23 protein-coding genes and 1 pseudogene are annotated in these 20,957 nt (G+C 68.5%); 3 read left to right on the forward strand and 21 right to left on the reverse strand.

From position 1 onward, the window contains the following. Positions 1-46 precede the first annotated feature (46 nt). A complete protein-coding gene (locus ASF63_RS12000; RefSeq protein ID WP_056514108.1) occupies positions 47-556 on the reverse strand; it encodes an Lrp/AsnC family transcriptional regulator in 510 nt (169 codons plus the stop codon). Between the two features lie 115 nt (positions 557-671). Between ASF63_RS12000 and ald the strand changes: the two genes are divergently transcribed. Together ald and ASF63_RS12010 are read left to right on the forward strand one after the other, a co-directional pair. Continuing rightward, positions 672-1,766, forward strand: coding sequence for an alanine dehydrogenase (gene ald / locus ASF63_RS12005; RefSeq protein ID WP_056514111.1), 1,095 nt, complete (start codon positions 672-674; stop codon positions 1,764-1,766). 91 nt (positions 1,767-1,857) lie between these two features. Further along, a complete protein-coding gene (locus ASF63_RS12010; protein WP_056514114.1) occupies positions 1,858-3,057 on the forward strand; it encodes a pyridoxal phosphate-dependent aminotransferase in 1,200 nt (399 codons plus the stop codon). Between the two features lie 94 nt (positions 3,058-3,151). Here the strand turns inward: ASF63_RS12010 and ASF63_RS12015 are convergent, their stop codons facing one another. The 12 genes from ASF63_RS12015 to ASF63_RS12070 form a co-directional block, all read right to left on the reverse strand. Beyond that, a complete protein-coding gene (locus ASF63_RS12015; protein ID WP_056514117.1) occupies positions 3,152-3,553 on the reverse strand; it encodes a VOC family protein in 402 nt (133 codons plus the stop codon). Positions 3,554-3,620: 67 nt separating this feature from the next. Beyond that, complete coding sequence (locus ASF63_RS12020; protein WP_056514120.1) at positions 3,621-4,982, reverse strand: AMP-binding protein; 1,362 nt, start codon at positions 4,980-4,982, stop codon at positions 3,621-3,623. Next, complete coding sequence (locus ASF63_RS12025; RefSeq protein ID WP_056514124.1) at positions 4,975-5,583, reverse strand: hypothetical protein; 609 nt, start codon at positions 5,581-5,583, stop codon at positions 4,975-4,977. Before ASF63_RS12025 ends, ASF63_RS12020 begins: the two co-directional genes overlap by 8 nt. Then, positions 5,576-7,450, reverse strand: coding sequence for a VWA domain-containing protein (locus ASF63_RS12030; protein WP_056514127.1), 1,875 nt, complete (start codon positions 7,448-7,450; stop codon positions 5,576-5,578). Before ASF63_RS12030 ends, ASF63_RS12025 begins: the two co-directional genes overlap by 8 nt. Beyond that, a complete protein-coding gene (locus tag ASF63_RS12035) occupies positions 7,447-8,121 on the reverse strand; it encodes a potassium transporter Kef (protein WP_235560781.1) in 675 nt (224 codons plus the stop codon). Before ASF63_RS12035 ends, ASF63_RS12030 begins: the two co-directional genes overlap by 4 nt. Then, positions 8,118-9,686: an AAA family ATPase gene (locus tag ASF63_RS12040; protein ID WP_056514133.1), complete on the reverse strand. Its 1,569-nt coding sequence runs from the start codon at positions 9,684-9,686 to the stop codon at positions 8,118-8,120. The genes ASF63_RS12035 and ASF63_RS12040 overlap by 4 nt, the downstream gene beginning before the upstream one ends. 4 nt (positions 9,687-9,690) lie before the next feature. After that, the gene (locus ASF63_RS12045; RefSeq protein WP_056514137.1) at positions 9,691-10,761 is read right to left on the reverse strand and encodes an AAA family ATPase; all 1,071 of its coding nucleotides are present in this window, start codon (positions 10,759-10,761) and stop codon (positions 9,691-9,693) included. Between the two features lie 10 nt (positions 10,762-10,771). Beyond that, positions 10,772-11,392 (reverse strand): nicotinamide riboside transporter PnuC, encoded by a 621-nt coding sequence (pnuC, locus tag ASF63_RS12050; RefSeq protein WP_056514139.1) that lies wholly within the window; start codon positions 11,390-11,392, stop codon positions 10,772-10,774. Between the two features lie 7 nt (positions 11,393-11,399). After that, positions 11,400-12,530: a UDP-N-acetylmuramate dehydrogenase gene (locus tag ASF63_RS12055; protein ID WP_056514916.1), complete on the reverse strand. Its 1,131-nt coding sequence runs from the start codon at positions 12,528-12,530 to the stop codon at positions 11,400-11,402. A gap of 14 nt (positions 12,531-12,544) precedes the next feature. Beyond that, a complete protein-coding gene (locus ASF63_RS12060) occupies positions 12,545-12,943 on the reverse strand; it encodes a MaoC/PaaZ C-terminal domain-containing protein (protein WP_056514144.1) in 399 nt (132 codons plus the stop codon). Continuing rightward, a complete protein-coding gene (locus ASF63_RS12065) occupies positions 12,943-13,398 on the reverse strand; it encodes an FAS1-like dehydratase domain-containing protein (protein WP_056514147.1) in 456 nt (151 codons plus the stop codon). The genes ASF63_RS12060 and ASF63_RS12065 overlap by 1 nt, the downstream gene beginning before the upstream one ends. Positions 13,399-13,458: 60 nt before the next feature. After that, the gene (locus ASF63_RS12070; protein WP_056312846.1) at positions 13,459-14,259 is read right to left on the reverse strand and encodes a sulfite exporter TauE/SafE family protein; all 801 of its coding nucleotides are present in this window, start codon (positions 14,257-14,259) and stop codon (positions 13,459-13,461) included. A 131-nt stretch (positions 14,260-14,390) separates the two neighbouring features. Between ASF63_RS12070 and ASF63_RS12075 the strand changes: the two genes are divergently transcribed. Further along, the gene (locus ASF63_RS12075) at positions 14,391-15,962 is read left to right on the forward strand and encodes an AMP-binding protein (RefSeq protein ID WP_056514149.1); all 1,572 of its coding nucleotides are present in this window, start codon (positions 14,391-14,393) and stop codon (positions 15,960-15,962) included. Between the two features lie 87 nt (positions 15,963-16,049). Here the strand turns inward: ASF63_RS12075 and rplQ are convergent, their stop codons facing one another. The 8 genes and pseudogenes from rplQ to map form a co-directional block, all read right to left on the reverse strand. Further along, the gene (rplQ, locus tag ASF63_RS12080; RefSeq protein ID WP_056514152.1) at positions 16,050-16,595 is read right to left on the reverse strand and encodes a 50S ribosomal protein L17; all 546 of its coding nucleotides are present in this window, start codon (positions 16,593-16,595) and stop codon (positions 16,050-16,052) included. Between the two features lie 63 nt (positions 16,596-16,658). Next, positions 16,659-17,648: a DNA-directed RNA polymerase subunit alpha gene (locus ASF63_RS12085; RefSeq protein ID WP_017829188.1), complete on the reverse strand. Its 990-nt coding sequence runs from the start codon at positions 17,646-17,648 to the stop codon at positions 16,659-16,661. 177 nt (positions 17,649-17,825) lie between these two features. After that, positions 17,826-18,146: pseudogene (rpsK, locus tag ASF63_RS12090) on the reverse strand (30S ribosomal protein S11); the annotation flags it as partial. 32 nt (positions 18,147-18,178) lie between these two features. Next, positions 18,179-18,553, reverse strand: a complete 375-nt coding sequence (gene rpsM / locus ASF63_RS12095; protein ID WP_045253827.1) for a 30S ribosomal protein S13 — start codon at positions 18,551-18,553, stop codon at positions 18,179-18,181. A gap of 155 nt (positions 18,554-18,708) precedes the next feature. Then, positions 18,709-18,825 carry a 50S ribosomal protein L36 gene (rpmJ, locus tag ASF63_RS12100; protein ID WP_005050492.1) on the reverse strand — a complete coding sequence of 39 codons (117 nt, stop codon included), beginning with the start codon at positions 18,823-18,825 and terminating at the stop codon, positions 18,709-18,711. Between the two features lie 64 nt (positions 18,826-18,889). Next, entirely contained in the window at positions 18,890-19,111 is a 222-nt protein-coding gene (gene infA / locus ASF63_RS12105) for a translation initiation factor IF-1 (protein WP_017201569.1), read from the reverse strand. A 180-nt stretch (positions 19,112-19,291) separates the two neighbouring features. Then, positions 19,292-19,951, reverse strand: a complete 660-nt coding sequence (locus ASF63_RS12110; RefSeq protein WP_056312856.1) for a DsbA family protein — start codon at positions 19,949-19,951, stop codon at positions 19,292-19,294. Between the two features lie 156 nt (positions 19,952-20,107). Beyond that, positions 20,108-20,956 (reverse strand): type I methionyl aminopeptidase, encoded by an 849-nt coding sequence (map, locus tag ASF63_RS12115; protein WP_056514155.1) that lies wholly within the window; start codon positions 20,954-20,956, stop codon positions 20,108-20,110. Position 20,957: the final 1 nt, after the last annotated feature.

A 20,957-nucleotide genomic window follows, 5' to 3' on the forward strand; every position in this document is an offset into this window, starting at 1 on the left:
CGCCTCGACGGCGCAGGGGCACAGCCTCAACGGCGGGCAGGGACGCTCAGCGGAACGACGCCGCCACCGAGTTGCGGTGATAGTCGAACACGATGCTGGTCCTGGTCGAGGCGACGCTCGACTGCGCCGACAGGTGCTCGAGCACGAACTCGCGCATCTCCGACGAGTCGGCGACGGCGATGTGCAGCAGGAAGTCGTCGTCTCCTCCGAGGAAGAACACCTGGATGACCTGCGGCAGCCCCCGCACGCGGTCGGCGAACTCGACAATGCTCTCCCTGCGCCCGCTCGGACGCAGCGTGACGCCGATGATCGCCTGCAGGCCCGCGCCGAGCATCCGCTCGTCGACACTCGCGTGGAAGCCGCTGATCACACCGCGGTCGACGAGGGCGCGCAGACGCGCGTGCGCGGTCGACGGGGCGACACCGAGGTGACCGGCGAGCTCGGCATTCGTCATCCTCCCGTCGGCGCTCAGCAGCTGGACGATTCGCGCATCGATCGCGTCGAGCGCCGGGGCCCGAAGAGTGTTCGACTGTGCGGCCTCGGATGACGTCTCCATGCGAACGATTATGCAGGATTCACGAGACAGGCGAATGTTCTTCAGGCATTCTGTCGATCAGTCGACGTTTCTGCGATTCTGAGATGTACCCACGCAACCGTCACTTGGAGGATCGATGAAGATCGGCGTGCCCACAGAGGTCAAGAACAACGAGAACCGCACCGCGCTCACGCCTGCGGGCGCCGACCGTCTGGTGCACGAGGGCCACCGCGTGCTCGTGCAGTCGGGCGCGGGCGTCGGTTCCGGCATCTCCGACGAGGCCTATCGCCTGGCCGGCGCCGAGATCGTCGCTACGGCCGAAGAGACCTGGGGCGAGGCCGAGCTCCTCATCAAGGTGAAGGAGCCGATCGCACAGGAGTACGGCTTCCTGCGCCCAGACCTCACTCTCTTCACCTATCTGCACCTCGCGGCCGATCGCGCGCTGACCACTGCGCTCGTCGACGCGGGAACCACGGCCGTCGCCTATGAGACCGTGCAGCTGCCCGATCGCAGCCTGCCGCTGCTCGTGCCGATGAGCGAGATCGCCGGCCGCCTTTCCGTGACCATGGGTTCGTACTCCCTGATGCGGTCAGCCGGCGGGCGAGGCGTCCTGATGGGTGGGATCGCCGGCGCTCCTCGCGCCAAGACCGTCGTGATCGGCGGCGGTGTCGCCGGAGAGCACGCGGCAGCCAACGCCCTGGGGCTCGGCTCTCAGGTGACCGTGATCGACATCTCTCTGCCCCGCCTCCGCGAGCTCGAGCACCACTACGGCGGCGCTCTGCAGACCCGAGCGTCGAGCAGGTACGACATCGCCGAGGAGCTGGCGACGGCCGACCTCGTGATCGGCTCGGTGCTGATCCCCGGTGCCGCCGCACCCAAGCTGGTCACCGACGACATGGTCGCGGCGATGAAGCCCGGATCGGTGCTCGTCGACATCGCGATCGACCAGGGCGGATGCTTCGAGGGCTCGCGCCCGACCACGCACGACGACCCCACCTTCGCAGTGCACGACTCCATCTACTACTGCGTCGCGAACATGCCGGGCGCCGTGCCCGAGACGGCCACCCGCGCCCTCACCAACGCCACCCTCCCCTACGTGTCGGCCATCGCCGGCAAGGGGTGGGAGCGAGCGGCGGCGGACGACACCGCACTCGCCAAGGGCCTCAACGTGCAGGGCGGTCGCATCACACTGGATGCCGTCGCCCGCGCGCACGGCTTCGCCACGGCGTGACCGGCAGTGCGGTCGAGTGCCGTCAAGAACAGCGATTCTTGACGGCTCCTGACCCGTCATCGACAGCGTCGATCCGAGTACGCTCGTAATCGTGACCGAACGCGCTCCTCTCTCTCGCAAGCTGTCCGCCATCGCCGAATCGGCGACCCTCAAGGTCGATGCCAAGGCGAAGGCCCTCAAGGCCGAAGGCAAGCCCGTCATCTCGTATGCCGCGGGCGAGCCCGACTTCGCGACACCGCAGTTCATCGTGGATGCCGCGGCCAACGCTCTGGCAGACCCCGCGAGCTACCGGTACACCCCGGCGCCCGGACTGCCCGCGCTCCGCGAGGCCATCGCCGCGAAGACGCTGCGCGACTCGGGCCTCGAGGTCTCACCGAGCCAGGTCATCGTGACCAACGGCGGCAAGCAGTCGGTGTACCAGGCCTTCCAGGCCGTGGTGAACCCGGGCGACGAGGTGCTGCTGCCCGCGCCGTACTGGACCACCTACCCCGAGGCGATCCGCCTCGCCGACGGCACCCCGGTCGAGGTCTTCGCCGGCGCCGACCAGGACTACAAGGTCACGGTCGAGCAGCTCGAGGCCGCTCGCACCGAGCGCACGACCGTGCTCGTCTTCGTCTCGCCGTCCAACCCGACCGGCTCCGTGTACACCGCCGAAGAGACCGCCGCCATCGGCGAGTGGGCACTCGAGCACGGCATCTGGGTGATCTCGGACGAGATCTACCAGAACCTCACCTACGAGGGCGTCAAGGCGACCTCCATCGTCGAGGCCGTTCCTGCTCTCGCCGGCCAGACCATCCTCGTCAACGGCGTCGCGAAGACCTACGCGATGACCGGATGGCGTGTGGGCTGGATGGTCGGCCCCGCGGATGCCATCAAGATCGCCGGCAACCTGCAGTCGCACCTCTCGAGCAACGTCAACAACGTCGCCCAGAAGGCCGCTATCGCAGCCCTCACCGGCCCGCAGACCGAGGCCGAGCAGTTCCGCGAGGCCTTCGACCGCCGACGCCGCCTGATCGTGTCGGAGCTGTCGAAGATCGACGGCCTCGTCGTGCCGAACCCGCTCGGCGCCTTCTACGTCTACCCCGATGTGCAGGGCCTGCTCGGCCGCACCTGGGACGGCGTGACGCCGACCACCTCGCTCGAACTCGCCGACTTCATCCTCGAGCGTGCCGAGGTCGCCGTCGTCCCTGGCGAGGCTTTCGGCCCGTCCGGATACATCCGCATGTCGTACGCGCTCGGCGACGACCAGCTCCTCGAGGGCGTGCAGCGCCTGCAGCGACTGTTCAGCTGACCCGCGTTTCGTCTCGCTCCGCTCGCTCGACGACCAGGATCGGAAGCATCCCGGTCGTCGAGCGAGAAGCGCAGCGACGAGACGAGACGACCGGTCACTCCTCGTCGTGGAATCCGATGAGCCAGCGGACGCCGTAGCGGTCGACGAGGGTGCCGTCGTAGTCGCCCCACGGTCGCTTCTGCAGGGCATCGAGCACTCGACCCTCCAGGGACAGCTGGTCGAACCAGCTGGTCAGGGTCGACGCGTCGGCCGTGCCGAGCAGCGAGAGGAACATGCCGCTCATCTGCACGGCATCGTCGTCGGCTCCGGCGTCGGCACCTGCCAGCTCGACCGGGCCGGACAGCTGTCCGTGGGCGATCGCATCGCCCGGGCCGTCATGGCGCCCGGCCTGCGAGTAGTCGAGCAGCTGCAGATCGCCGCCGAAGACGGAGCGGTAGTGCTCCAGGGCCTCGGCCGCGTTTCCCGGGAACAGCAGGTAGGGGATCAGTCCGCTCATGCCGCGAGTGTACGGCGAACGGGTGACGTTGTCAGTCAGGGTGACGTTGTCAGTCAGGGCGATGCCGTCAGTCGGGAACCCTGCTGCGATAGCGCCGGGGCTTCCCCTCGCCGAGGTCGATGAGGCGTGCGACGCTGTGCAGTTCCACCGGCATCCCGAGCAGCGCGTGAAGAGCCGTGCGGATGCCTGCGTCGTCACCGCCCGCGATCGTCGCGCGCACCCGCCCGTCGTCGCCCTGCTCGATCGACCACCCCAGCGCACCTCTGGCCTGCAGCTGCTGCGTCAGCTCGACGCACGGCACGAGCGTGCCGTCGGCGGCGCGGAAGCGCGTGTTCTCGCGGCCTTCGAGGTCGGCGATGCCGAACGCGCCGTCTTCGAGGCGGACCAGCCGGCCGAAGTCGCCGGTGCGATAACGCACCAGCGGCAGCAGCGGGTTCTCACCCGCGGTCACCACGATCTCTCCCATGACACCCGGGGGCACAGCGACGTCTCGATGCGGTTCGAGAATCTCGACACGCACCCGCCGATCGAGGATCCGGAACGGCCCGTCGTCGGTGCGCGCGGCGATCGGGCGCGTCTCGTGGAGCCCGTAGACGTCGATCACCGGACATCCGAACGCCGTTTCGAGGCGCGCCCGCAGCGGTGCGGAGAGCGCCATGGCACCCGAGAAGATCACGGCGGGGTGCAGCACGGCGTCGAGTCCGGCATCCAGCAGCTCGGCGAGGCTCGTCGGATGCCCGCTCAGGATCTGCGGATCCGCCTCCGCGAGGAATCGGGCGCGTGCGTCGACGTCGTCCCACGCGGACGGATGCAGGTTCAGCCGGGCCATGGCGCGGTGCGAGAAGCTCGAGATCACCGACACGTAGGTGAACGCCTGCCTCTGGAAGACGAGGTTCGCCACTGCCATCCGCTCGTCGTCGGCGGCGACCGTGGCCCCGGCGGATGCGGCGAGCGCGACCAGCAGGTGGAAGCCGCGCGCGACCTCCTCGACGTCGTCGGGAATGAGCAGCGCCGCTCCGGTCGAGCCCGAGCTCGTGCCGTGCAGCATGCGGGAGAGATCCGCATCGAGCGGCACGAACGCGGCGAGGTCGTCGACGAGGTCGGCCCGTGCGATCGTCGGGAAGTCCTCGAGCGCGGCATCCTCCGGCATCCCCCGATAGCGCAGCGTGCGCCGCGCGGCCGCGAGATGTTCGCGGAGCCAGCCGTCGGCGGAGAGCGGATGCCGCACCCGCTCGGCCTGCTCGGCGGTGAGGCGGTCACCCGTGGCGTGGGTCCACTGGGGAGCGTCAGAATGCGCACGCCAGTGCGTGAGTCTCGACACTCCCCCGGCATCGATGGTCGGCCAGCGCTCCGCGTCGGTGAGCACGGCAGCCTCTCCCGGCGCGTACTCGGCGAGGGTCAGCGCACCTCTGAGATCGGGGTCACTCACTGGAGTACCGCGCCGCCGCCTCCTTGCGGCGGGCCTCGTCGAGTTTGCGGGCGATGTCGGCGCGGTGCCTGTGGCCCTCGTATGCCTCGGCGAGCGCCCGGTCGCGGGCCAGGGAGTCGCACGCGGCGAGAAGCGACGCGGCGGTCGCCGCATCCTCCCCCGCAGGAAGGAAGCCGCACCAGAGCAGGAACGTGCGGGCGGCCTCGGTGCGCCGCTCATCATCGGAGGTCCACTCCGCGGGAGCGGCGACCGGGGCGACACGCAGAGCGAGCGCATCGACGGCGAGGGCGGCCCGTCCGGTCGAGAGCGCCGGGACGAGCGGCTCGATGAGCCCCTCGCTGGCGACGAGCCACAGTCCGATCGCGGCCCCTTGGCGCACACGGGGGTCGTCGTCGAACCGGACGGAGACGATCTGACCGCCGAGGACGTCTCCCGCGAGGGCGCGCAGCGAGATCCGCTCGTCGAGGAACTCCTGGGGCACGCGGGAGATGCGAGCGGCGACCGACTCGAGCGAGGGCCCTTGTCTCGTGCGCGCCCAGGCCTCGGGCTCTCCGCCCGATCGCTCGCTCCACGCGGCGAGCAGCGCCTCGGTCTCAGCCATGCAGCGCCTCTGCCAGGGCCGCGCACGCCGCCGGCGCGTCCGCCATCGTCTGCAGGTACACCACGTCGTAGCCGTCGCGCTCGGCGAGCTGGGCGACCTGGTGTCTGCGATCCATGAGCACGAGCGTACCGGTCGTGAGCACCTCTCGAACGGTGCGGGCGACACCCTGGTACGGCTCGTTGCCGACGCCGAACATCGACACCAGTCCGTCGTCGGAGAGCACCACCACGTGCCGCTGGTCGTCGTCGCCCGCCGGCGGAAGCCCCGCGTATCTCGCGGCGTACAGGTCGAGCGGGAACGACGTCGACCTGCCGAAGAACAGCGAGATCGCGGCGATGATCTCAGCGGGGTCGCGGCCGAACCGCGGCATCCCCGCCACCTCTCCCGTGCCCGAGAAGCTCGTGACCCTGACTCTTCCTCCGCCGCGGAGGATCGACAGCGCGAGGATCGTGCCGGCGAGCACGGCGGGCGAGCCGTTGCGCGGATGCGTCATCGACCCCGAGGAGTCGATGTAGAGGTCGAGCTCGAGACTCGTCTCGCGGACGATCGGCTCGTCGTCGAGCTCCGAACGCCGACGGGTCGTGACCCCGGGAATCACGGTCCCCGACCTCAGAGTGAGCGGCCAGTCGAGGTCGGCGAGTGCGTCTCCCACCTCCCAGAGCTCGACGGGCCCGGGGATGCCGCCGGTCGGCGTCGACGGAGCCTGGCGCGTGTACGGGCGCACCCATGCGGCCGCTTCGTTGCGATACCAGGCGGCGAGCACGGCATCCTCACCGCTCTCGCGGTACAGCGCGAGAGTGCGCGCGATCGTCAGACGCTGTCCGTCCTTCTTCGCTCCCTCGTCGGTCGTGTCCTCCGGATCGCCCTGTCCGTCCGGGGCCCTCACCATGCCGGGGTGCCGCGGCAGGTCGTCGCGCAGGCGCTGGTCGGCAAGGATGCGGCCGAGCTCATCGGCGGTGGCCGGAGCGTCGTCGACACCGCACCCGGCGAGCGGTTCGCCAGCACCGATCTCCGCCGCTCCCGCCTGCTCGGCGAGATAGGGGGCTGCGATCACCCCGAACAGCGCGGCCCCCGAGACCGGGTCGGTGGCGAAGGAGCGCACGGCGTCCGCGACGAGAGCGGCATCGACGGCCGGGTTCGTCGCCGTCGCTCCGGCGAGCTCTGCCGCCACCCTCTCGCGTTCGGTCTGGGCTGCACGCAGCAGGCGTTCCTTCTCACGGTGTTTCTCGGGGATCTGGCTCAGCGGCACGAGGGTGGTCTGCACGCGAGCGCGCTCCGGTCGGGGCGGCGGCTCGAGCGGGCACAGGGTGCCTGCCGGCAGCTGCCAGAGCAGCTCGTACGCGCGGCAGTACACCCACCACAGCCGGTCGCCGCTGCCCTCGGGGGCCGGATAGAGTGCGAGGCCGAGCCGGACGATGCCGAGGTCGCGGGTGGCCGTGGCCCCGCCCTCCTTCTCCGCCCGTTGCAGCTGGGCGACGCGTGTGTTCACGAGCAGATCGCACCACAGGTTCGAGAGTCTCCGCGCCCCTTCCCCCGCCTTCACGCGCGCGGTGGCGGCGGTGATCGCGCGCGCCATCTGATGGTCGATCTTGAGCGAATCGATCCGTGTGCTCGGCGCCAGCACATGGTGCCCGATCTCGTGGGCAAACATGCTCCACAGCTCGTCGGCGAGCCCGCGGTCGGCGAGGTAGCGCGGGTCGACGGTCACCGACGGAGGGAACGAGAACCACGCGGGGGCACCGTGCGCATCGGCGGCGCCCGGTCGGACCGTCGGGTCGTCGAGCCACACCCGCCACAGGGCGAGCGCCCGCTCCCACGCTGATCGGGCGTCGTCGGTGAGCGGGACCCGATCGGGGAGGGACGTCACTCCTGCTCCCGCACGTGCACCCAGGCCAGATGCGTGTCCGGCCCGATCACGATGGTCACCCCGTCATCGCTCGACTCGGTCGTCGTCGGTCGCTCGGGAAGCAGGGAGAGCCGCGCGCCCCACACGTCGCTGTCGAGACGCCACCAGGAGCCGGCGACGAGAAACGCGAAGGCCCCGTCATCCGGCAGGCGTTCCACACGCTCGGGAGGACGGACCCACGCACCGCCGAGGCCTCGGAAGCCTCCGGTGGCGAGCACGTATCCCCGCTGATCGGCACGGCCCGGCCACCAGAAGCGATCGCTCCGCTGCCGGCGCCGGAACTCGTCGAGCAGGTCGACGCCGATGCCGAGGGCCGCAGCGGCCGCCACCCGATGCTCCGCGGAGTCGAGATCGTCGAGTCTGCTGAGAGCATCGACGCGCAGCCCGAGTGCGCCCGCGCGCCACGCGGCGATCGCGACGAGATCGAGCGCTCGCTCGCGGTCGGTCAAGGACGCCGGGTCGAACTCGATGCCCGCGGCGAGCGCTCGTCCGAACAGCAGAGGATCACCGTGGGCAGCCCGCACCGACTCCGCCGCGAGCGCCGCATCGAGCCCCGAAGCTGAGAGATCGGGACGCTCGGCGAGTGGGAACGGCGCCGACACGTTCGCCAGCTGCACCGGGACGCGGTTCACCCGCTCAGCTCCTGCCACCGGACGTATGCCGTGTAGCGCTGATGCAGGTACTTCAGCGCGATGACGTCGTCGAAGTCGCGCCCGTACAGCTTGCCGACCGTGGCGATCCGGCGCAGCTGAGCCTCGACCGCGGTGATGCGACGAGAGGCCTCGAGTGCCGGAAGGCCGTCGAGGCCGCGGTCGAACTCCGCGAGGAGCGCGGCCACCTCGTCGTCGGCATCGCGTCCGAGCGCGTCGTACTGTCGGCACGACTGGGCGAAAAGATCGGCCAGCCAGCTGACGGTGTCGGTGCTGAGTTCGCGCTCGGCTCCGACGTCGAAGCGCGGATGCGTGGCGTTGGGCAGCAGCTTGCCACGGAGCACGAACGGCAGGACCGCCGCGACGTCGTCGAGCTCGACGGCGTCCACGCCCCGGAACCAGGCCATGCCCTTGGCGTACATGATGAGCGTCTGCAGAGCGCGCACCGAGAGTCCGTTGCGGGTCTGCGCCCCGAGATCGACCTCGAGATCGGCACCGCTGTTCGCCTCGATGACCTCGCCGACGCGTCCGCCCGCGGTCGTCACGACGTCCTTGGTGCGGTATTCGAAACGGCGTCCGCCGTGCTGCACGAACTCGAAGTGGCTGAGGAAGAACCGCAGGCGCTCGCGCACGGCATCCGGGATGGGCACCGCGCGGATCTGCGCGCGCATCTCGGACTGCTGCGCCGGGTCGAACGAGAGCTCGGACGGCACGTGCTCCTCAGGCTTCTCCCCCGCCTCGACCCGGGTGATCAGCTCGTCGAAGAACCGGCTGTTGAACCCGGCCGCCTGCACGGTGACGTCCATGCGGTCGCGCAGCGCCTGGATGACCGGGAAGGTGCCGCCGCCCGCGTCATCGTTCGCGGTGAAGAACCAGCTCTCCACTCCGCCGTCCGGCGCGGTGCGGCGCATCTGGTCGTGGCTCTCGACGTAGCCCTCCGCGACCATCGTCAGCAGCGCCGACTGGGTCTTGGTGGGGATCCGGTTGTACTCGTCGATGATCTTGACGGGAAGGCCCAGCCAGTCGCGCCAGGCGATGCGGATGTCGGTCAGCCGCTCGGCTCCGACGAGATCGCGCGGCAACGGGATGCCGACGAGATCGCTGACCGTGAGCTGCGGCTGCCCCTGCTGCACGGCCCGCCTGACGTCCGCCGACGAGGTGCCCGCGAGCACCCCCATGAGCACGGCGACGGTGGTCTTGCCCCGACCGGGCCCGCCGATCAGCAGGCATTTGCCGCCCACCGCGAACGTGAGCAGCGGCACGAGGACGTTGGATGAGAACGACGCCTGGGTCGGCAGCGATACGGCAGCCCCGGCATCGCCCAGCCCGATCAAGAGCGGCTCGCCGTGCGAGAACTCCATGTCGTAGTAGGGCGAGATCACCGCCCGATTGACGATCCAGTAGTAGACCTGGCGGAGCTTCTCGTCGAGCGGAACCGCGGCCCGTGCGGCCGGACGGAACAGGTCTTCGGCGGTCAGCGCCTCGACGCCGTGTCCGCTGCCGGGGTTCGTGGGCGAGGCGGAGACTCTGTTCCAGCGGTCGGGCATGCGATCATCCTAACGATGTCGATCGGGCGTGCCGCTGGAGCGCACGCTGCTCGTCGATCGGCCGTGCCTCGAGCGGAACCGCGAAGCTCAGGTGCTCGGCGAGGAGGGGCTGCAGAGCGGATGCCGCGGCCTCGACCCGTGTCGGCACATCGCCACGCACCTCGAGCCAGGGCACGTCCTGCGTCGCCAGCACATCGCGGAAGCGCTGCTGCATGCCATGGCGGATGTCCTCGCCGTCGCGCATGCCGTCCTGCTCGAACGGGATCTCGTCGCCCGTGAGCACGTAGAGCAGCGGCCGATGCGCGGCCGCGGCCTCGTACAGGCGCGCGGCCGTCGAACCGACGTAGCGCTCGTGCCACAGAGCTGTCGCGAGCACGTCGGTGTCGCAGACCAGCACCGGCACCGGCACCTCCCGCAGAGCGCGCCGTTCGAGAGCGACCTGCCGATCGACGATCAGGTCGAACTCGTCGCTGCGCCACGGCGCATCCAGGCCCCCCTCGCGGATCTCGGAGTGCTCGCGACCGTACTCCGGCACCCACAGCGTTCCCAGCATCTCGGCCAGCGCCGCAGCGAGAGTCGTGGACCCGGTGGACTCCGCCCCCAGCACCACGACACGGGCGGTCAGCCAGGCGCGTACCGCCGGCGCCAGCTCGTGCCAGTTGCCGGCGACATCGGCGCGGATGGCAGTCCCCGAGACGGGGTTGATGCGCCGCCCCTCGTCGATCCGCACCCAGCGGGCATCCAGTCGCCTCGCCAGCTCGCCCCCGTAGGCATCGCACGAGAACACGGTGTCGACGGGCTCGTCGACCAGCGACTCGATCAGCGCCATGTGCTCGTCCCACGCGGCCTCCGATTCGAAGTCGACCGGGGCGTCGTCCATCGCGGCGACCACCCGCACACCCGGGTGCGACTCACGGATCCAGTCGGCGCGCACCTCGAGCGGGATCGACTCGACCGAGGCGCCGAGCACCTGGACGGTGACGCGGTCGCTCGCGCGCTGCGCCTGGCGGATGAGATGCGAGTGCCCGCTGTGGAACGGGTAGAACTTGCCGAGGACCAGGCCGTGACCGCTCATGCCCGCCCCCTCAGGCCCGAGCGGGAGCAGACGTCGCTCCCGTCGCCGCAGAATCGCGATCGGTGCCCGCGACCCGCCGCCACGATCGGTAGCCGATCACGCAGAGTCCGATGAAGAGGGCGTACAACGCGGCGATGACCCAGAGGCCCGCGACGATCGACAGGCCGACGAATGCGATGTCGACGCCGATCCAGACGAACCAGTTCTCGATCCACTTGCGGTTGAGCATGTACTGCGCCACGAGGCTCGCGGCGGTCGTCGCGGCATCCGGGATCGCCACCTGCGAGTCGGTGAACGTGGTGAGCACCCAGACCAGCACGGCAGCGCCGGCGATCGCGGCGAGCGCCAGCCACGGCCATGCTCGGCGCGGGGTGTGCACGACGTACGTGCGGCTCTGCTCGGCGCCGTGCGTCCAGCGCCACCAGCCGTGCACTCCCATGAGCAGATAGACGACCTGCAGCACTGCCGTGGCGTAGAGCCCCGCGCCGATGAAGACGACGAACAGCACGACGTTGTTGGCGATGCCGATCGGGTAGTTCCAGACGTTCCGACGCCCGGCGAGCCAGACGCAGACCGCTCCCGTGACGAAACCGAGAACCTGAGGCCACTCGGCCTGGAGCCATTCGAGCACGGGGCTCCTACAGTTCGACGCCGAGCAGCACGGGCTCCGGCTGCAGCACCAGACCGAACTCGGCGTGCACGCGGCTCTGGATGAAGCGCGCGAGCTCCGAGACCTCGGCGGCGGTCGCGCCGCCACGGTTCGTCAGTGCCAGGGCGTGCTTGGTCGAGACCGACGCACGCGACCGAGGCAGCGTGAAGCCCTTGCGGATCCCGGCCTGCTCGATCAGCCACGCGGCGCTCACCTTGACGTCCGGAGCCTCGGTCTTGACCGGCGGCACGAACCCGTCGTACGAGGCGAGCGGGATCACCGTCACGGCATCGAGGTCTGGAGCCACGGGCCAGCGAGGGCACTCGGGCGGCAGCGCGCGCGCCACGGCATCGGGCACGATCGCATTCTGGAAGAACGATCCGACGCCGTGGGTGTCTGGATCATGCTCGTCGAGCAGCATGCCCTTCGACGCCCGCGTCGCGAGGATGCGCTCACGCACCCATGCGAGCGGCACCGGAGCATCCGAGTCGAGCGCGAGAGCCCGACGCAGCTGCTCGCCGCGAACGATACGTTCTTCGGCCACGACCAGATCGACCGTGACCGACAGGATGACGGCTCGTCGCTGCGGCACGCTGCCGTAGTGGTGCTTGAGCACGGACGTGCGGAATCCGAGACCCAGATCGGCGGCGGACACCACGGAGACCTCACCCGTCGCCTCGTCGATCAGCTCGACCTCGACGAGGGTCTCCTGGATCTCCTGGCCGTAGGCGCCGATGTTCTGCACGGGAGCGGCGCCGACGGTGCCCGGGATGCCGCTCATCGCCTCGAGACCGGCATAGCCGTGCTCGACGGCGTAGGCGACGAGGTCATCCCAGCTGTGGCCCGCCTGCACCCGCAGCCGGATCCGCCCCGGATGCGGAGACGGAAGCTCTTCGATGCCGCGGGTCAGGACGCGGATCACCGTGCCCTCGAACGGCTCATCGCCGATGAACAGGTTGGAGCCGCCGCCGAGGACGAACCACTCCTCGCCGCGGGACCACACCTCGGTGAGGGCGTCGACGAGCTCTGCTGTGGTCGAGGCCTCGAGCATCCGCTCGGGCGCTCCCCCGGTGCGGAGCGTCGTCAGCGTCGAGAGCTGCAACGGCTCGATCTCGTGCACCACGTGGTCACCCATCAGGAGGCGATGCGCAGCTGCGCCTTGACGAGCACGGTCGTCTCGCCGAACGTGACCTTGAGGTCGATCCGCGTCGACGTCTCATCGACCGCTCCGACCGTTGCGAGCACGTGCAGATCGGCTCCGTCTTCCGGGTCGACGACGACGGGCTTGGTGAAGCGCACGCCGTAGTCGAGGATCCGCGCGCCCGGCTCGAGAGCTGCGACGACCACGGACGAGGCGATGCCCATCGTGAGCATCCCGTGCGCGAGGACACCGGGCAGTCCCACCGAGGCGGCGATGTCGTCACGGTAGTGGATCGGGTTGAAGTCGCCGGATGCGCCGGCGTACCGGACGAGCGACTCCCGCGTGAGGTGGACGGTGCGCTCTGCGACGACGTCTCCGACAGCGAACGGCATCACGCGGCTCCTTCTTCGGCGCCGACCAGCAGCACGCTGGTGGCGGTGACGACGTGTGCGCCTGCGGCATCGGTGATCTCGGCGGCGCTCGTGATCATGGCGTTGCCGCCCATCATGCGGATGCCGGTGACGCTGAGCCGCCCGACGAGCTCGTCGCCCGCGACGATCGGCCGGGTGTACGAGAACTTCTGCTCGGCGTGGATCGTGCGCGCGAGGACGATGCCCGAATCCGGTTCGGCGAGCAGCTGCTGAAGCGTGTGGTCCTGGATGACCATCGCGAAGGTCGGGGGTGCCACGACATCGTCGAAGCCCGCCGCACGAGCGGCCTCGACGTCGGTGTGCTGGGGTGCGTCGGCGAAGACGGCGCGCGCGAACTCGCGCACCTTCTCACGGCCGACGAGGTAAGGGGCCGTCGGCGGGAATTCCCGTCCGACCAGATCTTGGTTCACTGCCACCCCTCGATCCTACTTTCTCGGTCGTGGGGCACGGTGACCTGCGGCCGGATCAAACACCGCTCAGTCCTTCTTCTTGCGCCCCTTGATCGCCTTGATCGCCATCTGCACGGCGATCACCACGAGGTATGCCGCGAAGAGCATGTTGCCCACCAGAGGATCGATCAAGGTGGCGAGCCAGGCTCCGAGTGCGGTGGTCGTGCAGGCGGAGACCCCGACGATCGCTGCGGCGAGGAGGTCGACGTTCCGGTTTCGGAGGTTGCCGATCGTGCCCGAGATCGCGGTGGGGATCATCATGAGCAGCGAGGTGCCTTTGGCCACGAGGTCGCTCGTGCCGAATGCCAGCATCAGCACGGGCACCACGATCACGCCCCCGCCGACGCCGATCAGACCGGCGAGGATGCCGGTGCCGACACCGACCGCGAGCAGGGCGAGACCGTTGAGCAGCTGCAGCTCGAACTCGGCGTCACGCGAGGGAACGACGAGGAACAGGCTCACGATCACGACCACGAGGAAGCCCACGAAGAACCAGCGCAGCACGGTCTGCGAGATCTTCGGCAGCAGTCGGGTGCCGATCTGCGCGCCGACGACCGCGCCGGCGGCGAGGATCAGAGCGGGGATCCAGGCCACCGAGCCGTTGATCGCGTACGAGATGACGCCGACGGTCGCGGTCGGGACGATCGCCGCGAGGGATGTGCCGGCCCCGAGTCGCTGGTTGAAATGCAGGAAGAGCACGAGGAGCGGGACGATGACCGTGCCGCCGCCGACGCCGAAGAGGCCGGAGAGGAGGCCGGCGATCAGGCCGATCCCGATGAATGCCGTATAGGCGCGAGGCCCTCTGCTCAGGGTCTCTGCATCAGTCACCGGTTCAGCCTACTCCCGGCTCTCCGATGGCATCGACGGTTCCCGCACCCACCCTGGGACTCGGTGCCTCGGTGTGCGACACTGGATCGCATCAGACGGCGTCGTCGCCTCACCGGATCGAAGGAGATCTCATGGTGCGCAGTTCCTATCCCGATGTCGAGATCCCTGCGGTCTCGATCCATGAGTTCCTGTTCGGCGATGTCGAGGAGCACCGGCTCGACGCGGTCGCGATCATCGATGGCGTCAGCGGCGCGACGACGACCTATCGGCAGCTGATCCGACAGATAGACCTGTTCGCGGGAGCCCTCGCCGCGCGTGGCGTCGGAGTCGGCACGAAGGTGGGAGTGCTGTGCCCGAACGTCCCGGCGTTCGCCACGGTGTTCCACGGCATCCTGCGCGCGGGAGCGACCGCGACGACCATCAACTCCCTGTACACACCGGAAGAGATCGCCAACCAGCTGACGGATGCCGAGGCCACCTGGCTCGTCACCGTCTCCCCCCTTCTCCCCGGTGCGAAAGCCGCAGCAGCAGCCCTCGGCTTCGACGACGACCACGTGATCGTCCTCGACGGGGCGGAGGGCCACCCGTCTCTCCCATCGCTTCTGGGCGAAGGTCACTCCGCACCCGAGGTCTCGTTCGACCCGGCGACCCACCTGGCCGTGCTGCCGTATTCGTCCGGTACGACCGGACGCCCCAAGGGGGTCATGCTCACGCACCGCAACCTGATCGCGAACGTGAGCCAGTGCCGCTCGACGATCTCGCTCGGCGACGACGACCGCGTGCTCGCCGTCCTGCCGTTCTTCCACATCTACGGTATGACCGTCCTGCTGAACTTCGCGCTGCGACAGCGTGCCGCGCTGGTCACGATGCCGAAGTTCGATCTCGCCGAGTTCCTCCGCGTCGTGCAGGAGCACCGCACGACCTGGGTGTTCATCGCCCCGCCGATCGCCGTCGCGCTGGCCAAGCATCCGCTCGTCGAGCAGTACGACACCTCGGCGATCAAGGTCATCTTCTCGGGCGCCGCTCCCCTCGACGGGGCTCTGGCCTCGGCCGTCGCGAACCGTCTCGGATGCATCGTCTGCCAGGGCTACGGCATGACCGAGACGAGCCCCGTCACGCATGCGATCCCCTACGACCGCGCGGACATCGACCGGTCCTCGGTCGGCATGCTGCTCGCGAACACCGAGGCGAGGCTGCTCGGCGAGGACGGGCGCGACATCGACGAGCCCGACGAGGGCCCCAGCGCTCCAGGCGAGCTGCTGATCCGCGGCCCCCAGGTCATGAAGGGCTACCTGAACCGACCGGATGCCACGGCCGAGATGCTCGACGCGGACGGGTGGCTGCATACGGGCGACGTTGCGACGGTCACGGCCGACGGGATCTTCCGCATCGTCGACCGGCTCAAGGAGCTCATCAAGTACAAGGGATACCAGGTGGCTCCCGCCGTGCTGGAGGCTGTGCTGCTGGAGCATCCGTCCATCGCCGACGCCGCAGTCATCGGTGCTCTCGACGACGACGGCCAGGAAGTCCCGAAGGCCTTCGTCGTGCGGCAGTCGGGTGCGGTGCTCGAGGCGGATGCGGTGATGGCGCACGTCGCCGCGCATGTCGCCCCGCACGAGAAGGTGCGTCAGGTCGAGTTCATCGAGGCGATCCCCAAATCCGCGTCGGGCAAGATCCTCCGCAAAGATCTTCGCGTCCGCTGATCGACATCGCCACGGCGGCACACGCCGACGACGAAGAAGCCCGCCGTCCCTTTCGGGGCGGCGGGCTTCTTCATGCGAGCGAGGTGCTTACTCGGACTTCTTCTCGACGGCGTCCTCGGCGGCAGCCTCGGCTGCCTCACCCTCGGCCTGCGACTCTGCACCGGCGTCGGCGGACTCCTCGACGGGAGCCTCCTCCTCGACCGGAGCCTCCTCGACGACCTCAGCAGGCTTCTCAGCCTTGGCGGCCTTCTTGGTCGACTTCGCCTTGGGGGTGACGGGCTCGAGGACGAGCTCGATCACGGCCATGGGCGCGTTGTCGCCCTTGCGGTTGCCGACCTTCGTGATGCGGGTGTAGCCACCCTCACGGTCGGCGACCAGCGGTGCGATCTCGGCGAACAGCGTGTGCACGACTGCCTTGTCACCGATGACCGAGAGAACGCGACGACGAGCGTGCAGGTCTCCGCGCTTGGCGAAGGTGATCAGGCGCTCGGCGAGCGGACGCAGGCGCTTGGCCTTGGTCTCGGTCGTCTTGATCGACTTGTGGGTGTACAGAGCCGCCGCGAGGTTGGCAAGCAGCAGGCGCTCGTGTGCGGGGCCGCCTCCGAGGCGGGGACCCTTGGTGGGCTTGGGCATATCTAGCTCCTGGTCAGGAAAGGTCGGGTCAGCTGGCCTCTGCCAGATGACAATCCGGGTGGGTCAGAAGGACTCGTCTTCGCTGCCGCCGTAGAAGTGGGCGCCGTCGAAACCGGGCACCGAATCCTTGAGCGACAGACCGAGCGAGATGAGCTTGTCGCGCACCTCGTCGACCGACTTCTGGCCGAAATTGCGGATGTTCATGAGCTGCGTCTCCGAGAGGGCGACGAGCTCCGAAACAGTGTTGATGCCCTCACGCTTCAGGCAGTTGTAAGAGCGGACCGAGAGGTCGAGGTCCTCGATCGGCATCGACAGCTCGCTGGAGTTCACTGCCTCCACCGGTGCCGGGCCGATCTCGATGCCCTCAGCCTCGACGTTCAGCTCGCGAGCGAGACCGAACAGCTCGGTGAGCGTCTTCGCAGCCGAAGCGACCGCGTCGCGGGGGCTGATGGCGGACTTGGTCTCGACGTCGAGGACGAGCTTGTCGAAGTCGGTGCGCTCACCCGCACGGGTGGCGTCGACGCGGTAGCTGACCTTGAGGACCGGCGAGTAGATCGAGTCGATCGGGATCTGACCGGCCTCTGCGTACTCGTTGCGGTTCTGCGTCGCCGAGACGTAGCCACGGCCACGCTCGATCGTGAGCTCGAGCTCGAACTTCGCGGTCTCGTTGAGGGTCGCGATGACGAGCTCGGGGTTCTGGATCTCGACACCGGCCGGAGCCGAGATGTCGGCGGCGGTCACTTCGCCCGAACCGGTCTTGCGCAGGTACGCCGTGATCGGCTCATCGCGCTCCGACGAGACGACGAGCTGCTTGATGTTGAGGATGATCTCGGTGACATCCTCCTTCACGCCGGGGATGGTGCTGAACTCGTGCAGCACGCCGTCGATGCGAACGCTGGTGACCGCGGCGCCGGGGATCGACGACAGCAGGCTGCGACGAAGCGCGTTGCCGATCGTGTATCCGAAGCCGGGCTCCAGAGGCTCGATGATGAACCGGCTCCGGTTCTCGACGATCTTTTCCTCGGTCAGTGTGGGACGCTGTGCAATAAGCACTCTGTGTTCCTTTCGATCACATGCCCGCTATATGACATGTGGTGGGGTGAGGTCTTGAGTTTTTGTGAGTCGATGCCCGCTGGCGGGCGTCGAGCCGCTCGGGCCCTGAGGCACGGATCGGCTCACGCGTGATCGGCGGCGGTCACCCCGCCTATCTCATCGCGGAGATCGGCCTCAACCACAACGGCTCAGCGAACGGATCGCGGTCTCGCGACCCGAGCCCGGTCCCTTGACGAAGACGTCGACCTTCTTGACGCCGTGCTCCTGCGCCTGGCGGGCGGCCGACTCGGCAGCCATGCCAGCGGCGTAGGGCGTCGACTTGCGCGAGCCCTTGAAGCCCACGCCACCCGACGATGCCCAGCTGATGACAGCGCCGGACGGGTCGGTGATCGAGACGATGGTGTTGTTGAACGTCGACTTGATGTGGGCGTGGCCCAGCGCGATGTTCTTCTTTTCCTTGCGGCGCGGCTTGCGCGCGGCGGCCTTGGGTGCAGCCATGAAAGTGTTCTCCTAGTCCCTGGGGGCCGCGCTTAGCGGGCCTTCTTCTTGCCTGCGACGGTGCGCTTCGGGCCCTTGCGGGTACGGGCGTTGGTCTTGGTGCGCTGACCACGGACCGGGAGGCCACGACGGTGGCGGATGCCCTCGTAGGAGCCGATCTCGACCTTGCGGCGGATGTCTGCGGCGACCTCGCGGCGCAGGTCACCCTCCACCTTGTAGGTACCTTCGATGTGGTCGCGGAGGGCGATCAGCTGGTCATCGCTAAGGTCCTTCACGCGGATGCTCTCGTCGATGTCCGTCGCCTTGAGGATCTCGACCGAGCGGGTACGGCCGACGCCGTAGATGTAGGTAAGGGCGATCACCACGCGCTTGTCGCGCGGGATGTCAACGCCGGCAAGACGTGCCATGCGGTTCTCCTGAGTTTGGTAGAGGTGTGGAGCAGGATCGGTGCCCGGGCCTCTGTCCCGAGGTGTCCCCCACTCGCGTGGGATCTGATCCTGCCGTTGTGTGTATTGAGTTGTGAGTCAGATCCGAAGAGTCCGTCGGCATGGCCGACGGGCACTCAACCCTGGCGCTGCTTGTGGCGCGGGTTGCTCTTGCAGATCACCATGACGCGGCCGTGACGACGGATCACCTTGCAGTGATCGCAGATGGGCTTGACGCTGGGGTTGACCTTCATGATGTTTCCTGTTCGCTGTCTTCGTACCGCCCCGAGCTGGGGCAGGCCGTTACTTCTCGACCGATCAGCGGTAGCGGTAGACGATACGGCCGCGGGTGAGGTCGTAGGGGCTGAGCTCCACGACCACGCGGTCTTCGGGGATGATGCGGATGTAGTTCTGCCGCATCTTTCCTGAGATCGTTGCCAGGACCTTGTGTCCGTTGGAGAGCTCAACGCGGAACATCGCGTTGGGCAGAGCCTCGGAGATCACGCCCTCGATCTCGATGACACCGTCTTTCTTAGCCATAGCCTCGCTGACGCTTCTGCAGACCGGTCGATCTGCGGTGGGTGGTTGGATTGCGATACCTGTGCCGATTCAGACACGCCGAATCAAGGCGCAAGGCACCAAGGATCCATGTTATCCGACAACGGGAGTTCCGGCAACCTGAGCAGGATGCCGGAACTCCCGTCGGTGGACGTGAGTGGATCAGCCGAGGATCTTGGCGAACTCGGTCGCGATCTCGCTGTTGTCGATGCGCGTGCCGTTGACCTCGACGGTCGGGGTTCCGGTGATCTCGTGCGCCTTCGTCTGCGAGTCGGCGAACTTCGTGTACGTCCCGTCCGCGATGCAGTCGGCGGCGGCTCCCGCGCCCGCCTGCTCGGCGAGGGCGCTGAGCTCCGCGACACTGAGCCCGGCGGAGTTCTCCTCCGGCTGGTTCGTGAAGAGCAGGTTGAAGTAGTCCAGTGTCGCGTCAGGCGCCTCGGCTGCGACGCAGTACATGGAGCCTGCCGACAGGGACGAGTACTGACCGGTCGTCGAGTACCGGTTGAGGATCGAGACCGGGTGGATGTTCAACGTGATCTGGTTGTCGGCGGCTGCCGCCTGAAGCTGCTCGCCGTATGCGTCCTCGAACTGGCCGCACACGGGGCACATGAAGTCGACGTAGGTGTCGATCTCGTCCTCGCCCGTGCCGAACGAGATCGCACCGGTCTCTTCGTTCACGATCGAGCTCTGCGGCGCGGTGCCGGGAGAGGTGGCCTGGTTGTTCAGGAACACGACGACGAAGGCGAGGACGGCCAGAACGACCACCACTGCCGCCGAGACGCCGATCACGAACCAGTTGGTGTTGCCTTTCGCGGCTGCCATGGTCTTCCGTTTCTGTCGAGGCCCACTCACGGTGGACCCGGCCTGAAGTCTTCGGGTGCATGCGCACCCATACACCCATTGTGCCCGGAGAAACCTATGTGCGCGTTGTGACGACGCTCTGCATCGGCGCGGACGACGCTCGAAGCTCGTGTCGGCTCAGGCGATCGGCGTCGGCGTCACGCCGAATGGTGCGAGGCCAGCCGCTCCCCCATCGACCGCCGTGAGCACCCAGATGCCGCCCTCGTGCAGGGCGACGCTGTGCTCCCAGTGCGAGCCGTCGGTGCCGTCGACCGTCGAGACGGTCCAGTCGTCGTCCTCGACGAAGGTCTCGTCGCTGCCGGCGGTGACCATCGGCTCGATGGCGAGCACGAGCCCGGGCTTGACCTCTGCGCCGGGGTCGGGCGTGCGGTAGTTGAAGACGCTCGGCGCCTCGTGCATCTTGCGGCCGATGCCGTGACCCACGTATTCACGGAGGATGCCGTAGGTCTCACCGGAGACCGCTGACGGGCCCTGTGCCTCGATGTAGCCCTGAATGGCTGCTCCGATGTCCCCCAGGTGCGAGGCGGACGCCATGGCGGCGATCCCGGCCCACATCGACCCCTCGGTCACCCGGGAGAGCTCCTCACGCTGGGCGACCAGCTCGGGGCGGCTGTCATCCGGGACGACGACGGTGATCGCGCTGTCACCGTTCCAGCCCTGGTACTGCGCGCCGCAGTCGATCGAGACGATGTCGCCCGCCTGCAGCACACGCTCGCCGGGGATGCCGTGCACGACCTCCTCGTTGACCGAGATGCAGGTCGTGTGGCGGTAGCCGCGCACGAGCTGGAAGTTCGACTCCGCGCCGCGAGCAAGGATCACCCTGTTCGCCTCGGCGTCGAGCTCGAGCGTCGTCACGCCGGGCCGGATCAGCAGACGCACGGCCTCGAGGGCCGCTGCCGTGATGAGGCCGGGTTCGACCATCGCGCTCAGCTGTGCGGCGCTCTTGTAGATCGACTTGCGGAACATC

It is taken from the genome of Microbacterium sp. Leaf320 (genome assembly GCF_001423485.1).
GTDB lineage: Bacteria > Actinomycetota > Actinomycetes > Actinomycetales > Microbacteriaceae > Microbacterium.

What these genes read in the sequence shown, in the direction of transcription:
- ASF63_RS12075 (WP_056514149.1), top strand. Translation starts at nt 14,391, where the DNA reads ATGGTGCGCAGTTCCTATCCCGATGTCGAGATCCCTGCGGTCTCGATC.
- ASF63_RS12040 (WP_056514133.1), bottom strand. Translation starts at nt 9,686, where the DNA reads ATGCCCGACCGCTGGAACAGAGTCTCCGCCTCGCCCACGAACCCCGGC.
- ASF63_RS12025 (WP_056514124.1), bottom strand. Translation starts at nt 5,583, where the DNA reads ATGGCTGAGACCGAGGCGCTGCTCGCCGCGTGGAGCGAGCGATCGGGC.
- rpmJ (WP_005050492.1), bottom strand. Translation starts at nt 18,825, where the DNA reads ATGAAGGTCAACCCCAGCGTCAAGCCCATCTGCGATCACTGCAAGGTG.
- ASF63_RS12110 (WP_056312856.1), bottom strand. Translation starts at nt 19,951, where the DNA reads ATGGCAGCCGCGAAAGGCAACACCAACTGGTTCGTGATCGGCGTCTCG.
- rplQ (WP_056514152.1), bottom strand. Translation starts at nt 16,595, where the DNA reads ATGCCCAAGCCCACCAAGGGTCCCCGCCTCGGAGGCGGCCCCGCACAC.
- ASF63_RS12015 (WP_056514117.1), bottom strand. Translation starts at nt 3,553, where the DNA reads ATGAGCGGACTGATCCCCTACCTGCTGTTCCCGGGAAACGCGGCCGAG.
- ASF63_RS12000 (WP_056514108.1), bottom strand. Translation starts at nt 556, where the DNA reads ATGGAGACGTCATCCGAGGCCGCACAGTCGAACACTCTTCGGGCCCCG.
- infA (WP_017201569.1), bottom strand. Translation starts at nt 19,111, where the DNA reads ATGGCTAAGAAAGACGGTGTCATCGAGATCGAGGGCGTGATCTCCGAG.
- rpsM (WP_045253827.1), bottom strand. Translation starts at nt 18,553, where the DNA reads ATGGCACGTCTTGCCGGCGTTGACATCCCGCGCGACAAGCGCGTGGTG.
- ASF63_RS12060 (WP_056514144.1), bottom strand. Translation starts at nt 12,943, where the DNA reads ATGCCGTTCGCTGTCGGAGACGTCGTCGCAGAGCGCACCGTCCACCTC.
- ASF63_RS12045 (WP_056514137.1), bottom strand. Translation starts at nt 10,761, where the DNA reads ATGAGCGGTCACGGCCTGGTCCTCGGCAAGTTCTACCCGTTCCACAGC.
- map (WP_056514155.1), bottom strand. Translation starts at nt 20,956, where the DNA reads ATGTTCCGCAAGTCGATCTACAAGAGCGCCGCACAGCTGAGCGCGATG.
- ald (WP_056514111.1), top strand. Translation starts at nt 672, where the DNA reads ATGAAGATCGGCGTGCCCACAGAGGTCAAGAACAACGAGAACCGCACC.